The sequence below is a fragment of the Arthrobacter sp. 05L421 genome (assembly GCF_056397785.1).
Genome location: NZ_JBFTOC010000011.1, coordinates 163,098 through 178,653 on the forward strand (window position 1 = coordinate 163,098; position 15,556 = coordinate 178,653).

At 67.5% G+C, this 15,556-nt stretch carries 12 protein-coding genes; 4 read left to right on the forward strand and 8 right to left on the reverse strand.

Features of this window, described 5'->3' with window-relative positions; all coding sequences use genetic code 11:
• Positions 1-3 precede the first annotated feature (3 nt).
• Positions 4-504: a nucleoside deaminase gene (locus AC1DKQ_RS14290; protein ID WP_476884278.1), complete on the reverse strand. Its 501-nt coding sequence runs from the start codon at positions 502-504 to the stop codon at positions 4-6.
• Positions 505-594: 90 nt separating this feature from the next.
• Between AC1DKQ_RS14290 and AC1DKQ_RS14295 the strand changes: the two genes are divergently transcribed.
• The 4 genes from AC1DKQ_RS14295 to AC1DKQ_RS14310 all read left to right on the forward strand — a co-directional run bounded on the left by AC1DKQ_RS14295 (position 595) and on the right by AC1DKQ_RS14310 (position 3,313).
• Positions 595-1,461 (forward strand): phosphatase PAP2 family protein, encoded by an 867-nt coding sequence (locus tag AC1DKQ_RS14295; protein WP_476919347.1) that lies wholly within the window; start codon positions 595-597, stop codon positions 1,459-1,461.
• Between the two features lie 12 nt (positions 1,462-1,473).
• A complete protein-coding gene (upp, locus tag AC1DKQ_RS14300; protein WP_476919348.1) occupies positions 1,474-2,109 on the forward strand; it encodes a uracil phosphoribosyltransferase in 636 nt (211 codons plus the stop codon).
• Between the two features lie 57 nt (positions 2,110-2,166).
• Complete coding sequence (locus AC1DKQ_RS14305; RefSeq protein ID WP_229994821.1) at positions 2,167-2,544, forward strand: glyoxalase superfamily protein; 378 nt, start codon at positions 2,167-2,169, stop codon at positions 2,542-2,544.
• Positions 2,545-2,632: 88 nt separating this feature from the next.
• Positions 2,633-3,313: an HAD-IA family hydrolase gene (locus AC1DKQ_RS14310; RefSeq protein ID WP_476919349.1), complete on the forward strand. Its 681-nt coding sequence runs from the start codon at positions 2,633-2,635 to the stop codon at positions 3,311-3,313.
• Between the two features lie 68 nt (positions 3,314-3,381).
• Here AC1DKQ_RS14310 and AC1DKQ_RS14315 read toward each other — a convergent pair whose 3' ends face one another.
• The 7 genes from AC1DKQ_RS14315 to AC1DKQ_RS14345 all read right to left on the reverse strand — a co-directional run.
• Positions 3,382-5,478, reverse strand: coding sequence for an ArnT family glycosyltransferase (locus AC1DKQ_RS14315; RefSeq protein WP_476919350.1), 2,097 nt, complete (start codon positions 5,476-5,478; stop codon positions 3,382-3,384).
• A 6-nt stretch (positions 5,479-5,484) separates the two neighbouring features.
• Entirely contained in the window at positions 5,485-7,566 is a 2,082-nt protein-coding gene (locus AC1DKQ_RS14320; protein WP_476919351.1) for a glycosyltransferase family 39 protein, read from the reverse strand.
• On the reverse strand, positions 7,567-9,027 hold the full coding sequence (locus AC1DKQ_RS14325; protein WP_476919352.1) for a bifunctional glycosyltransferase family 2/GtrA family protein: 1,461 nt from the start codon (positions 9,025-9,027) through the stop codon (positions 7,567-7,569). It lies immediately after the preceding gene.
• A gap of 403 nt (positions 9,028-9,430) precedes the next feature.
• Positions 9,431-10,093 carry a hypothetical protein gene (locus tag AC1DKQ_RS14330; RefSeq protein ID WP_476919353.1) on the reverse strand — a complete coding sequence of 221 codons (663 nt, stop codon included), beginning with the start codon at positions 10,091-10,093 and terminating at the stop codon, positions 9,431-9,433.
• 673 nt (positions 10,094-10,766) lie between these two features.
• Positions 10,767-12,827: a phosphocholine-specific phospholipase C gene (locus AC1DKQ_RS14335; RefSeq protein WP_476919354.1), complete on the reverse strand. Its 2,061-nt coding sequence runs from the start codon at positions 12,825-12,827 to the stop codon at positions 10,767-10,769.
• A gap of 501 nt (positions 12,828-13,328) precedes the next feature.
• Positions 13,329-15,101 (reverse strand): phospholipase C, encoded by a 1,773-nt coding sequence (locus AC1DKQ_RS14340; protein ID WP_476919355.1) that lies wholly within the window; start codon positions 15,099-15,101, stop codon positions 13,329-13,331.
• A 208-nt stretch (positions 15,102-15,309) separates the two neighbouring features.
• A partial coding sequence (locus tag AC1DKQ_RS14345; protein WP_476919356.1) for a DUF6454 family protein occupies positions 15,310-15,556 on the reverse strand: 247 nt, incomplete at its 5' end.

The following is a 15,556-nucleotide window of genomic DNA, read 5'->3' on the forward strand; positions in this document are numbered from 1 at the left end:
GGATCAGGCGCGGTGCCCGGCGAAGAAATCCCGCAGGAGTGCGGCGCACTCCTGCTCCCGGACGCCCGCAAAGACTTCCACCCAGTGGTTGAGCCGGCGTTCACGCAGGATGTCGAACACGGAACCCGCGGCGCCTGCCTTCTCATCCCAGGCACCGAACACCACCCGCGGAATCCTGGCGAGGACGATCGCTCCCGCGCACATCGCGCACGGTTCCAGCGTCACCACCAGGGTGCAGTCCTCCAGCCGCCAGCCGTCGTCGCCCTTGCCTTCCAGCGCCCGGTGCGCCCGCAACCGCGCGGCGGCTTCCCGGATGGCCACCATCTCGGCATGGGCCGTCGGGTCCCCAAGGGCCTCGCGTTCGTTTCGCCCGGTGCCCAGCACGGAACCGTCCGGTCCGATCACGACAGCACCGATCGGCACGTCCGCGGTGGCCAGTGCATTCCGGGCCTCGGCCAGGGCAAGGCTCATCCATTCGGCATGGCGCGGCTCGGGGACAGTCATGGGTCAATGATAGTTTCGATCCTAAGCATGCTGTGCAGCTCCGCTGTGCGGCCTATGTAGTCAATGAAGTCAAGTAGTCGGGAGACGGCCGTGACCACCGGAACAGAGACTTGGCTGGCGCGGCGTTGGGGCAAATGGGTGGTGCCCTACGCGGCCCTGTGGATCACCATGCTGATCGGCGGTGTGGTGGTGGTGATCCTGGCGCTGGTGAGTGCCGAGGTCTACGACAACGTGGTGGACGACGCCGGGCTCGCGAACCTGGACAAGCCGGCACTGGCGTTCATGGAACAGTTGCGCAGCCCCGGTCTGGACGCCTTTGTTACCGGGTTCACCAACATCGGCGGCGGGATCGGGATGCCCATCCTTGGTAGCATCCTGACGGCGCTGCTGATCTACAAGTCCCGGAGCTGGCGTCCGCTGATCCTGATCGGCGGCGCGGCCGCCGTCTCGGTGACTGCCACAACCCTGGGCAAAAAAATGATCGGCCGCGTCCGCCCGGACCATGCCGACGCGGTGCCGCCCTACGAGACCTCGCCGTCGTTCCCGAGCGGTCACACGCTGAACACCACGGTGGTGATCGCGCTCGTGGTGTACCTGGCCTGCCTGGAGATCAAACGGACCAGCGCTCGGATCGCCCTGATCGCCGCTGGTGTGATCTTCATCGTCGCGATGGGCCTCAGCCGGGTCTATCTGGGCCATCACTGGATGACCGACGTGATCGTCGGGTGGGTCATCGGGCTGGCCTGGGTGGGGATTGTGATCATGGCGCACCGGTTCTTCCATGCGTTGCGGCGCCGGGAACACGCCGGGGACGCACCGACCTTCGAACATCCCGCCCACCTCCATAACGGCGCCGCCAGCGCCACTGCCGGCGGCCCTGCCGGCGGCACTACACAGGCCGACGCGAACGACGCCGATACCCCCGGCCCCGCGGGACGGTCCTCCGCATCCGGGTGATAGTTTTGACCCATGCGCACTCTCGTTGTGGACCACCCGCTGGTCGCCCATAAGCTCACCGTTCTGCGGGACAAGAACACCCCGTCCCCGGTCTTCCGCCAGCTCACCGAGGAGCTCGTCACGCTCCTGGCCTACGAAGCCACGCGTGACGTCCGCACCGAACCGAAGACCATCGAGACGCCCGTCAGCACCACCATCGGCACTTACTTCACCAAGCCGACCCCCCTGGTGGTCCCGATTCTCCGGGCCGGGCTGGGCATGCTCGAGGGCATGACCAAGCTGGTCCCCACCGCCGAGGTCGGCTTCCTGGGCATGGCCCGCGACGAAGAGACCCTGGACATCATCACGTACGCGGAGCGCCTCCCGGATGACCTCACGGACCGGCAGATCTTCGTCCTCGATCCCATGCTGGCCACCGGCGGAACCCTGCGTGAGGCCATCAAGTTCCTCTTCAAGCGCGGCGCCTCCGACATCACGTGCATCTGCCTCCTCGCCGCCCCGGAGGGCCTGGCCAAGCTGGAGGAAGAGCTCTCCGACTCCAACGTGACAATCGTCCTGGCCTCGATCGACGAGAAGCTCGACGAGAAGTCGTACATCGTGCCCGGCCTGGGCGACGCGGGAGACCGCTTGTACGGCATCGCCGGCTAGGACCAGTTCGCCGGGGGTCCCTTCCGCATTGCCGCGGTCCGCGCTAGCGTGTGCGCCATGGATTGGAAACTTGAACTCGTGTTTGTGCCGGTCTCCGATGTGGACCGAGCCAAGGATTTCTATGTCAACAAGGTGGGCTTCAACGCCGACTACGACGAGCGGCCCATGGACGGCATCCGCTTCGTCCAGCTGACTCCGCCGGGCTCGGGCTGTTCGATTGCCATCGGGGAAGGCCTCAACGACGCCCCGCCCGGTACGGCTCCATCCCTGCAGCTAGTGGTCAGCGACATCCAGGCCGCGCACAAGCAGCTCAAGGACAACGGCGTGGACGTCAGCGACGTCGACGTTCAGGACTGGGGGCACTTCGTCCATTTCGCCGACCCCGACGGCAACAAATGGGCCGTGCAATACATCCCCAACCGGCCCAACGGCTGATCCCATCCGACGGTCAGAGGCGGCTTCGCCCCGGACCAACGGGAGGCCCGCCCAGCGGTTAGACCGGGTCATGCGGCAGGATGGTGGCATGAGCCTTCCAGCCCGTTCCAGTACTGCCAACCTGACCGCCCGCGCCGTCCTGTTCGACATGGACGGCACGCTGGTGGATTCCACCAGCATCGTGGAGCAGGTCTGGACCACGTTTGCCGGGCGCTACGGCCTGGAAATCGGCGAGATCCTGCGCTCCTCGCATGGGGTCCAGGCCATGGACACGGTCCGCAGATTTGCCCCGCCCGGATCCGACATCCACGCCCTCGCCGCCGAGCTGGGACGGATGGAGCTGGCCGAGACCCGCGGCATCGTCCCGGTGCCCGGCGCCTTGGAGCTGCTGGCGAGCCTGCCGCCGGATGCCGTAGCGCTGGTGACGAGCGCTTCCCGGGACCTTGCCGAGGTCCGGATGGCAGCCGCGGGGATCCGCGTCCCGGCCGTCTCGGTCATGTCCGAGGACGTCAGCCAAGGCAAACCCCACCCTGAGGGATACCTCCGGGCGGCCTCCCTGCTGGGTGTGGCCCCGGCCGATGCGGTGATCTTCGAGGACGCCCCGGCCGGCATCGCTGCGGGCATCGCCGCCGGCATCCGGACCGTGGCGGTAGGGCCCAACGCCGGCGAACTGCCGGACGGTGTCCTTCACATTCCTGACTACGCCGAGGTCGCCGTGACCACGCACCTCACCGGCGCCGGAGTGCGAAGCCTGTCCTTCACCTTTTAGGCCCCGGGGCCGGCCGAGGCCCGGCCCCGCCCGCCTAACCTGCCAGCCCGCCTAACCTGCCAGCCCGCCTAACCTGCCAGCCGATACACGCTGGCCCCGCCCACGGTCTGGGCGGTGAAATTGTCCTGCACCCACGCGGCAATCTGTGCAGCATCGTCGGATCCGCTTTCACCCTGCATCATGCGCCCGGCGATGAAGTAGTGGATCTTGCCGTCGGTGACGTACTGCTGGAACTGTGCCAGGGTGGGCGCAGGGTCCGTGCCGTTGAACCCGCCCACGGCCATCACTGGCAGCTGCGTTGCCAGCTGGTAGCCGGCGGCGTTGTTGGACCCGACGACGGCGGCAGCCCACGTGTAGGCGCCCGCGTCTGTCTGCAGCGCGGTCACCAGGGCCGCCGACGGCGTGCTGGCCCCCAGCAGCCCGCCCATTCCGCCGGCTCCGCCCGCTCCAGGGCCGCGGCCAGAGCCGCCAGTGCCGGTGCCGTTCACCGCCGTTGCGCCGCCGAAGCCACCGCCGGCTGCACCGCCGAGGGACGGCGGCAGCCCGGCCCCGCCCCGGCCGGACACGGCCGGCCCGGCGCTGACCACCGAGCCGCTGTGCGCCGTGGACGCGGTGGAGAGCGAGTACGCCAGCGGTCCGGCGAGGGCGGCGACGACGGCGAGCGTCGCCGTCGTCCGCACCATGATCCCGGACACCTTCATCCCCGGTCCCTCGACTCCCGCGATCCCCTTGAATCCCTTGATTCCCGGGGCCGCGGCGGTCAGGACCAGGGTTGCGGCGGCGAGGGAGCCCAGGAGCGCCACCCAGCGCAGCCATGGCAAGTACCCCGCGGTGCGGCCGAGGAGTACGGCGGCCATGGCCCCGGCCGCCACGATCGCGACGGCGAGGACGGCGGCCGCTGCAGGCTGGTCCCGCCGCTGCCAGACCAGGATGCCGCCGAGCCCGGCGAGCGCCGCGATCCCGGGAGCCAGCGCCACCATGTAATACGGGTGGATGATCCCGGCCATGAAGCTGAACGTCAGGCCGGTGACAACAACCCAAGAGCCCCAGATGATCACCGAGGCCCGCACTGCGTCGGTGCGCGGCGCGCGGCGGCCCAGCCAGAGCAGCCCGGCTCCGAGCAGCAGCACCGACGGCAGCAGCCAGGCGATCTGGCCGCCGAACTCGCTGTTGAAGAGCCGGAACGGCCCGGGCGTGCCCCAGCCGTTGCTGCCGCCAACACTTCCGGTTTCATCGCCGGTCAGCCGGCCCAAGCCGTTGTAGCCGAGGGTCAGCTCCAGGATGGAGTTGTTCTGCGAGCCGCCGATGTAAGGGCGGTTGGCCGCGGGAATGAGTTCGACGGCGGCCAGCCACCAGCCGGCCGCGACGGCCATCGCCGCGCCTGCGCCGAGCAGGTGAAGGATCCGCCGGCCTGCCGCGGCTGGCGCAGCAAGCAGGTAGGCCACGGCGAAGCCGGGTACCACCAGCAGGACCTGCAGCTGTTTGGTAAGGAACCCGAAGCCCAGGAGCGCCCCGGCGAACAGCAGCCAGCGCAGGCGTGCATCCTGGATGGACCGCAACACGGCGTAGGCGGCGGCGGTCAGCAACAGCACCAGCAGGGCGTCGGGGTTGTTGAACCGGAACATCAGCACGGCCACCGGGGTCAGCGCCATGACCGCGCCGGCGAGGAGCCCCGCACGGTGGGCCAGACGGGCGTCGGCCGTGGCGGGGGCCGCGGCCCGGCGTACGGCCAGATAGAGGAGCCAGGCCGTGCCGACCCCCATGAGCGCCTGCGGCACGAGGACGCTCCAGGAACTCAACCCGAAGATCCGCACCGACAACCCCATCACCCACAGCGACGCCGGCGGCTTGTCCACAGTGATGGCGTTGGCTGAGTCGAAAGAGCCAAAGAACCAGGCCGCCCAGTCCTGCGACCCCGCCTGGGCCGCCGCGGAGTAGAAGGCGTTCGCCCAGCCGGAGGCGCCGAGGTTCCACAGGTAGAGCGCGGCCGTGGCCAGTAGCAACGCCGCGAGTTCCAGCCGCCGCCGCAGCGGCCGGGCGTCGGAGACGGCGCGCGTGCCGCCGGCAGCCGGGGCCGCCAGGCGCCGACCACGGTCCGGGACTTGCGGCTGCGGCGGGCCTGGTGTGCGGGCCGGTGCCGCGCTGGGGCTCACGGTGTCAGTCATGGCGGCTTATGCTCCCAGCTTGTAGACGGTGGTGTTGCCTACGGTCTGGGCCTGGTAGTTGGCCGCGACCCAGGTGGCGACCTCGGAGTTGCCCCCGCGGCCCCCGCCCATGCCGCCCATGCCGCCGGAGATGAAGTAGCCGATCTCGCCGCGGTCCACCATCGCCTGGAACTGCGCGAGCGTCGGGTAAGGGTCGCCGCCGTTCCAGCCGCCGAGTGCGATCACGCTGGTGCCGGTGGCGAGTTCCAGGCTCGCGGCCTGGGTGGCGCCGGAGACAATCGCGGACCACTTGGCGCCGGAGGACTTCAGGAGCGCCGTCAGCTCTGTCGAGGACGTTTCCCCGCCGGGGCCGCCACCGGCGCCGCCATCAGCACCGGCACTGCCGGCCCTGCCTATTGCCCCGAAGCCGCCGCCCATCGCGGACGCGGTGGGACCGGACGTGGGGATCGAGCCGGAATGCGGCTGAGCCACGGTGGCCAGCGTCCAGGCGGTGCTCCCGAGGCCGCCGGCGAGCAGTGCGAGGATCACGACCCCCGCCGTGGCGGCCTTGCGGAACCGCACCGGGAGGGCAGCCAGGCTGTCTGCCCGCAGGAATAACGCCGCGGCCGCAAGCACGCCCAGGACCACCGCGATCACCCGGAGCCCGGGAAGCCAGGCAGGATCGCGGCCCAGGAGTATGGCGGACCAGACCGAGGTGGCCAGTACTGTCACGGCCAGGACAACCCGGGCCGGCCAGTAGGCCCGGCCCCGCCACAGCTCCACGGAGCCGATGCCCGCCACGGCCGCGATCGCAGGGGCCAGCGCCACGGCATAGTACGGATGCACGGTGCCGCTCATGAAGCTGAAGATTCCGGCCGTGATCACCAGCCAGCCGCCCCACAGCAGCAGCGCCGCACGGGTTTTTGAGGTCCTGGCCTCGCGCCGGGTGAACCAAAGCCCGGCCGCCAGCAGGATCAGGGCCGCCGGCAGGAGCCAGGACACCTCGCCGCCGAAACTGGTCCCGAACATCCGGGTGATCCCGGGCGTGCCGCCGAAGCCCACGTTTCCGTTGCCGCCCGGGCCGCCGGCGCTCCCGCCAAAGTTCCCGCCCAGATTGCCTCCGGCAGGAATGCCCCCGCCGGACCCGGTGATCCGGCCCAGGCCGTTGTAGCCGAACGTGAGTTCCAGGAAGCTGTTGGTCTCCGAGCCCGCCATGTACGGGCGGACCGAGGTGGGAGTAAGTTGGAACAGCACAAGGTAGCTTCCGGCCATCACGGCAATCCCGGCGGCGGCGGCCAGCAGGTGCAGGAGCCGGCGGCCGAGTGTGGTGGGTGCCGCCCACAGGTAGGCCAGGGCCAACGCGGGAACGATCAGGAAGCCCTGCAGCATCTTGGACAGGAAGGCCAGGCCGATCACGGCGCCGGCCACGGCGAGCCACTTCCACCCTGCCTTCTCGATGGCGCGCGTGGTGAGGTAGGCGGCCAGCACCAGGCACAGGGTGAGCATCGCGTCCGGGTTGTTGAACCGGAACATCAGGGCGGCCACCGGGGTCAGCGCCAGGGCGCCGCCGGCGAGCAGGCCCGCAGCCGGTCCGGACACCCGCTTGACGGTCAGGTAGAGAAGCCCGACGGCGGCTACTCCCATGAGTGCCTGGGGAATGAGCATGCTCAGTGCCGAGAAGCCGAAGATCCGTCCCGCGAGGCCGGGAATCCAGAGGGCGGCCGGCGGCTTATCCACCGTGATGGCATTGCCGGCGTCGAGGGAACCGAACAGCAGCGCGGTCCAGTCCTTGGTCCCGGCTTGGATCGCCGCGGCGTAGAAGGAGTTGGCGGAGCCGGTGGCTTCCAGGTTCCACAGGTACAACGCCGCGGTGACCACCAGCAGCAGCGCCGCCGAGGGCCGCACCCACCGGGACTGCGGTCCGAACAGCAGGCGGTCGCGGCGGCTCTGGGTTGCGGGAGGCTGGATTGCGGACACGTGGGCTGCGGGCCGGCGGGTGCCCGTCCCGGCGTCCCCAGGTAGAGTGCCAGGCGTTTCCTGGGCTGCCGGCGGCCTGCCAGCCGGTGAACCTGACTGGGCTCCGGTGGTGGGGCTGATGGTTGCCGTCATTTACTTGGCCTTTTCTGTGCGGGGGAGGGAGGCATCGCGGACGGCGGGCGCCGGAACAGCATTCGTGACGCCGGGCGCCGGAACGGTGTCGCTGGGGCGGTCGCGGAAGACCACCAGCCGGAAGAGCAGGAATTTCACGGCTGTGGCGGCCAGGTTGGCGGCGGTGACCACGAGCAGTTCAAGCCAGCGGTCCGGTGCCGCTCCCGACGCGGCGTGCACCAGGGCCAGGGCGCCCGAGGTCAGGGCCAGCCCGATCCCGAAGACCAGCAGTCCCTCGAAATGGTGGCGTGCCGCCTGGCTGCTGCCCTGGATGCCGAACGTGAAGCGACGGTTGGCCGCGGTGTTGGCCACGGCGGTGGTGAGCAACGCAAGGAAATTTGCCAGCTGCGGGTCCATGATCCCGCGGCAGAGCAGGAAAATCGCCAGGTAGGCCAGCGTGGAGGCGACGCCGATGCTGCCGAATCGGACCAGCTGCCCGAAGAGGCTTCCGCCGGAGCTTTGTTCCTGGGTCCGGGAGGAGGCCGGCAGCGGTCCGCGGGCCAGGGCGGCGCGCAGTTCGGGCACCGGGACCCGGCCCGAGACCAGGTCCCGGCTCAACCGTGCCATGCCGCGCAAATCGGCGAGGGCAGTCTGGACGATGTCCACGCTGGAATCAGGGTCGTCGGTCCAGTCCACCGGGACTTCGTGGACGCGCAGGCCGCACTTTTCCGCCAAGACCAGCAGCTCGGTGTCGAAGAACCAGGCGTTGTCCAGCGTGTGGGGGAGCAGCTGCCGCGCCACGTCCGCCCGGATCGCCTTGAAACCGCACTGCGCATCGCTGAAGTGGGCGCCCATGAGGGACTGCAGCAGCAGGTTGTAGCTGCGCGAGATGAATTCGCGCTTGGGTCCCCGGACCACGCGCGAGTTGCGGGTCAACCGCGTCCCGATCGCCAGGTCGGAGTGCCCCGAAATGAGCGGCGCGAGGAGCGGCCCGAGGGCGGCCAGATCAGTGGAAAGATCCACGTCCATGTATGCCAGGACCGGCGACGGCGAGGCAAGCCACACCTTGCGAAGCGCGTTTCCACGGCCCTTTTCGGCCATATGGACAACTGTCACTTCGCGCAGCTCGCGGGCTACGCGTTCCGCCGCCTTGAGCGTTCCGTCGGTGCTGGCGTTGTCCGCCACTGTGATCCGGAAGGAGTGCGGGAAGGCGCCGAGAAGGTACGCATGGAGCCGGCGTAGGCATGCTTCGAGATCCCGTTCTTCGTTGAAGACCGGAACGGTGATGTCCAGCACGGGTGTACTGGTACGCGTATCAATGGCTGAGCGCCGGGCGCCGGGTCCGGCAAGTGGCCCGGCGGTCGGGGCCGGGACGGGCGCGTCGGTCAGGGCAAGCCTTGACCGTGCGGCCGGTGCCGCCGGGCCGGCCGGCGTCGCCGTGGCGCGGGGCAGGGTTCCTGTGGCCTGGTCTGTGGATGTCATGGCTCAACCTTCCCGGCGGCCCATATGTGGGCTTTATGGTCAGGCTGTGCGGCGGCTGTGGAAGTCCGGCCAGTCCGGCAGGTCCGGCCGGGGATACGCAAAGGAGGCCCCGGATCCATGTGGGCGGTTTCCGGGACGGTTCGCCATGGCCGGCACTTAGGACGACGCATTCGCGTTTTAGACGATAGGCGCTGCGGGCCAAACATACGGAGTTCATATCCGGAGTTGAGGAGCTTTCTGCTTCATCGGGATGTCCCGGCTGGCCTGTCCGCCGTGGGATTCTCATAGGTCTCACCCACGCATATTTAGTGGTTCCCTCAACCTCATACAGGGCTTCAATAGGCCGCTGTCTTTGACTGCTCGGCGTCTTCAACCGCGCCGGGCATCGCCCGGATAGTCCTGCCTAGGAAGCCGGGTGCGTGAACGGGACCCGTTCGAACGACATGACGCTCGTTGAATGCTCCGGATTGACGGTGACTTTGAGCCAGTCCTTCGCATTGTTGGAGCCATCCACAGTGACTCGCGTCAGGTTCTTCGCCGCTGTGGCTTGGCCGTAGAAGGAGAGCCAGGCCGAGCCGGCCGCGAGGGGATGGTCCTGGTTGTAAACGTGGCTGTCGCGGTTGATCAGATAGACCGGGCCGCTGAAAGAGTTCGATTCCTCGATCAGGGTCTGCACCAAGGCCCTGAAAGCACCGAAATCACTCTGGGACGGAGCCGTGATTGTCGGGTCGAACACGTCGGCCTGCGTCATCACGACGACGGCCCGGTCACCGTTGTTTTGCGCCGTCCGGAAGGTGTTCTTCAACTCCTCGATATCCGCTCGGGTCCGTTGCTTAACCTCATCCAGTTGGGCGGCAGTGGGCTGGGTTTGGCCGAGCCCGGTCCAAGGCAGCATCGAGTTATTACTGCCGGTAATGTTGACGGCCGTGAAGGCGACCTCATGCTGGCGGAAGCTGACGTTCTCCGGGAAGCCTTCCTTGGCCTGCGACTTCACCTTCATGGGTGCACCGAGCGTGAGCCCGGGCTTGGGGAAGAAGAGGTCCCGAACCTTGGCGAGTCTTTCCAAGGGGTTGTAGGCTCCGTTGTTCGAGCGGTGGCAGTCTGTCCACTCGTTGTCGCCCGGGGTGTAGACGAGCGGTGCGGTGAAGCTGTCAAAGTTTTTTTGATGGCTTCGAAGTACTGGTCAGTGCACTGGGAAGATCCATTCTTGATGTCTCCGACGTGCGCGACAAAGTTCAGTTCCTTGTGTGCGTTGAGGTCCTGAACGTAGGACGGGAACGCTTGGATTTCAGCGTCGCCGTAGGGTACGTCGCCGATCACTCCGAAGCTGAAGCCATGGGTGTTGCCTTGGTGCCCGTTGCCGTTAGTCTGTCCTGCGTCGTTGCCGTTGTTGGCTGCCAGCGCCGGCGGAGCCAGCAAAGTGGTTGACAGCAGGACGGCCCCGACCGTGGCGGCCGCGAATCTTGTCATTGAACGCATGGAACTCTCCTCGTCGTGGTCTCCGGATCCCCGGACGAGACTATTGGCACGAGCTGAATTCCAAGAGTCGGCGACATGAATCTTCGCTGCCAGAATCCGGCCCGGCCTCGGTCGGTGCTGTCGGATCACTCCTTCCCAGACCTGCGTTGGATACTGGCACTGCGGCGGCCTTCGTCAGACAGGCCCCGGTCCGAGGTGCCCTGAGCATCCGGTTGGGGTGAGAGCCCCAATCTGACGTTTGACGCCCCGGCCGGTGCCTGTCATCGGCCCAGCTGGGGGTCGCTCGTGAGCGGTCGGCCGTTCTCGAGCCTGCCGGCCAGGACCCGGATAAGCTTGGCGTCCGCGGCGGAGGTGATTGTCAGGTCGTACCAGCCGCCCTGGGTGGGGATGGCGACGGTCTTGCCCTGGCCCGGGTTGAGTGAAAGCGACCGGGAACCGGCCCCGTAGGCGTCCTTGAAGGTCAGGGCTGCGCCCGCGGAGCCGGTGTTCTCGATCCGGAACTGTGCGTGCGGCGATTTGCCGTCGGCGGTAACCGTGACACGGAGATCCGCGGCGGCCGTCGTGCCGGCGAGGCGGCGGTACCAGCCTGCCGGCCCGTGCATGTGCACGTCGTACTCGGCGCCGAGCGCCCAGGACGCGTCGAGGGCCGCTGTTGCCCCGATGGTGTATGAGTACGGGGCCTGCGGGAGAAGGTTCGAGCGGACCTGCACGTGCGCGCCGAGGGTGCCCCGGTTCGCCCAGCGGGCGGTGAGCTGGCCGGCATCGATCTTCGTCTCGACATCGAGGGCGTAGCCGAGCGCGCGGGATGGACGGGTGCCCCTCTCCTGCGCGGGCATCGAGTTTGTCACCGGGGGCGTCGGGACGTAGCTCGGGTGGCGCTGGTGGTCAACAGGCTTGTATGCCGAGGTGTCCGGCATGGCCGGCGCCGCGCCGCCGCTGGCGGAGAAGTCGAACGCGCTGGTGAGGTCGCCGCTGACTGCACGGCGCCACGGCGTGATGTTCGGTGAGGCGACGCCGAAGCGGGCCTCGAGGAAGCGGACGATGGAGGTGTGGTCGAAGGTCTCGGAACACACCCAGCCGCCCATGCTCCACGGCGAGGCCACGATCATCGGCACGCGCACGCCGAGGCCGAAGTGCCCCGGAACGTCCTTGCTGCCGTAATAGGTCGGGCTGCCGTCGTACCACTCGCCGGCAGTGGAGACCGTGGAGGCGCCCGGGACCTGCGGGGTGTTCGGGTGCGGCGGGACGATGTGGTCGAAGAAGCCGTCGTTCTCGTCGTACATGAACAGCACTGCCGTCTTGCTCCACACCTCCGGGTTGGAGGTGAGGATGTCCAGGATGTTTGCCGCGTACCAGGCACCGAAGTTCGGCGGCCAGTTCGAGTGCTCCGAGTAGGCCTCCGGGGCCACAATGTAGGAGACCTGGGGGAGCGTGCCGCCCGAAACGTCCTCGCGGAGGACCCGGAAGAGGTCATCGCCGGCCTTGCCATTCGTCCCTGTCCGCGCCTTCTCATACAAGGGCGTCCCCGGCTTGGCGTCCTGGTACTGCTTGAAGTACAAGAGCGAGTTATCGCCGTAGTTGCCGATATACGCGTCGTTGGTCCAGCCCCAGTAACCCGTGGCGTCTAGGCCGTCACCGATGTCCTGGTAGACCTTCCACGAAACTCCGGCCTTCTCAAGCTCCTCCGGGTAGGTGCTCCACCAGTACCCGTTCTCACCGTTCCACAAGTCCGGGCCGCCGCCCTTGCGGCCCGGGTCATCACCGCCGGCGAACATGAAGTAGCGGTTCGGGTCCGTGGGGCCAAGGACCGAGCAGTGGTACTGGTCGCAAACCGTGAACGCGTCGGCAAGGGCGAAGTGGAACGGAATGTCCTTGCGCTCGTAGAACGCCATCGTGGCCTCGGACTTCGCCGGCAGCCACTGATCGTACTTGCCGTTGTTGAACGCCTCGTGGGTGAGCTCCCAGGAGTGGTCGAGGTCCTCCATGAACTGCATGCCCAGATCCGGCGCGTCCGGGTGGTACGGGAGAACGTCGCGGCTGCCATTGTTCTGATGCCACACATTCTTGTTGCTGGGCAGCACCGCGGGATGCGGATCCCCAAAGCCGCGCACACCCTTCAGAGTCCCGAAGTAGTGGTCCAACGCCCGATTCTCCTGCATAAAGATCACAACATGCTCGACATCCTTGATCGAGCCCGTGGCCCGGTTGGCCGGGATCTCCGCGGCACGGGCGATACTCTGCCCCAGCATCTGCGAGATCGCGGCACTTGCTGCTCCCGCGCCCGATAGCTGAAGAAAACGTCGACGGTCCAAACCTGCCATGAGCTGCTCCTAATGCACTGTATTACTTACTGGTAACCCCAGAAGGACTGTGCCAGTGCCAGGTAAAGGCTCGGCATAGGCGTGGTGAACTTTGCGCGACATGCATGGCAGGGAAGGACAGCGTGGCTGCAACATCCGGCACCACGCAGGGGTTCTGTGTAGTGGTCGTGCTTGCTCTGAGTGGTCAGCGGTCCCCCGTCTGCTCCCAGGCGCCCCTGGACGGCGCGGGAGGAGGGGCTGCTAATTCGTCATGGACGCGGGGGTAAATTTTCCGGTAGGTCGCCAGTGCCGAGCGCATGCGCCTGGAGACAACCCGCATCCTGTGCATTCGCGTCCTGGGCGTCCCGCCGCACGCCGGGGTCTTCATCCTTGAGGGACTTCGGCAGCGAACGGGCGGGAGTCGTTGAGGGCGGGGACAGAAGCGCCACCCGGCGGCTGGGCCGGGTGGCGTTTCTAAGTGATGTTGTGCGGCCACAGACCGGCGTGCACTGCTGCGGGTGCCTACTTCCCGGAGTTGTTGACGTCGTTGGTGCGGGTGGTTCCGTCATGGTTGTCTGATTTGTTGTTGCCTTTGTTGTTGCCGTTGCCGTTGTCGTTGTTGGTGATGGAGGCGATGGCGCCGGTTTGTTCGTTGAGCAGGACCTTGTCTTTGCGCTGTTTGTCGAAGTTGAACATGGCGTTCACCGGGCCGGCGGTGGCGTCGGCGGAGCCGTCACCGATTCGGCCGGCGTGCCAGTTTTCTTCGATGAAGCGCAGGATCGAGGCTTGGTCGGTTTGGGCGTGGTCCACGAAATTCTTTTTTGCGTAAGGGGAGATGACCACCAGCGGCTGGCGCGGGCCGGGCCCGCAGCGGTCAGCGTAGCCGCCGGCCATTGGGATTCCGCCGGCTGCGGCGTTCTGGCACCAGGTGGCATCGTCGGCGGTGCTGGAGGAGTTCTTGACCTTGGCTGCGGCGTGGTCGTACCAGCCGTCCGAGTCGTCGTAGGCGAGGACGACGGCGGTGTTGTCCCAGTTCTGGGATTTCTGGATCTGGTTCACGGTGTTTGTGATGAAGTTCTGTTCGTCGACGGGGTCTGAGTAGGCGGCGTGGCCGTCCTGGAACATTCCGGCTTTGAGGAAGGACACGGCGGGCATGTTGTCGGTGTTGAGGACCTTGTTGAACGCGCTGAGGTCGTATTGGTGGTTCGCCTGGCCGTTGTGGCCGATTTCCGCGTCCGATGCCGGCGCCAGGTGGTGGGGGTTGGCGGTGGAGGCGTAGTACTGGAACGGCTGGTGGTGGGGGGAGTAGTCAACGACGCTGGCTCCGGCGGCATTCGTGTGGCTGGAAAGGCACGACGCCGGGGTGGTCGCGGTCGCGGCGGTAGTGGGTGTGAAGCCGCCCTGGAACCAGCCCCAGGAGGTGCCCTTGGCGTTGAGCAGGTCCCCGATGTTCTTCCCGGCCATGCCGGCCAGATTGCCGGTTTTGGCGTGGCTGTTGTTCGAGCAGTCGTCGTGGACCGGGTCGGGGTCGTTGATGACGGTGCCGACGCCGTTTGCATCGGGCTGGCGGACAGCGCTGCTTCCGGCTGCCAGAGTGGCTACGGGCTCTCCGGTTGCGGTGTATTCGGTGGCCCCGTGGGTCTGGCCGGAGACCAGGTTCAGGGCGCCGGGGGTGGAGGGGCCGAAGACGGTGCTGAAGTGGTTATCGCTCATTGCGTAGTTCTGGGCGTAGTTCCAGATGCCGGTGACGGTGTTGCCGTCGTAGTAGTCCATGGTCAGGCCGGGGTGGCCGTACTGGTTGGTGCCGCAGGCGTCCCGGCTGGTGAACTGGACGAACTTGTCCATCGCCCCGCCGTTGTAGGCCTTCTGCTCGGCCGCGTACCCGTGGTCCTGGTCGCAGGTCACGGCTTGCATCGGTGAGAGCCGGGCCGGTTGTGCCGAGTTGGGGTTGTTCGGTGCCAGCAATCCGGCGGTGGCCAGGGTGTTGATGTCCTTGGGCGTGTTTTTCGCCGCGGTGAAGGCCGCCGCCGGGGTGCCGGCGCCCTGCTGGGTTTCTCCGGGGGTGTTGGCGGCCTTGGGATAGGTGGCGAAGTAGTGGTCGAAGGAGACGTTCTCCTGGAAGATCACGACCACGTGTTTGATCGGCGTCGCGGTGCCGTCGTGGTTTTCGCCGGCGGTGGCGGGGCCTGCGCCGGAGCCGAACAGACCGGCTGTCAGCACCGAGGCGCCCAGGGCTGCCGCGACCGTGGCGGCGGCGATGCGCTTGCGGGTGATTCGTTGTGCCGGATGAGGCATGGGGTTATCCAATCTTTCCGTTTCGGGGGTACCGGCGGCGGGAGCCCGGCATCTTTCTGGGTGGCGGGATTCCCGTTCGCAACCGAGCAGCGTGCTGGCCGGGAATCCGGGTTGATCGGCAGGCGACCAGAGGAAGCCTGGTCGGGGCCGGCCTGGAGCCGCACGGCGGAGTCCCGGCGTGTGGGGACCGGTTGCGGCGTGCCGTGGGCTACTTGGCTGGGGTGACGGTGGCTTCGTAGGTGAGGATTTCGGTGCCGTTGCCTTCCTCGCCGTTGTCGGGGGCCACCTTCATGGTGAGGTGTCCGCCATCGGCCGTCATCTTGAACGGGTTGCGCGTGGCTACGTGCCCCGCGGTGGACCACCGCTGGAACGGGATGTCGCGGATCACCGTGCGGGACTTGAGGTCGATCATCGCCATGCCGCCGAGTTCGTAGGTGGCACCCGTGCCGGCGGCC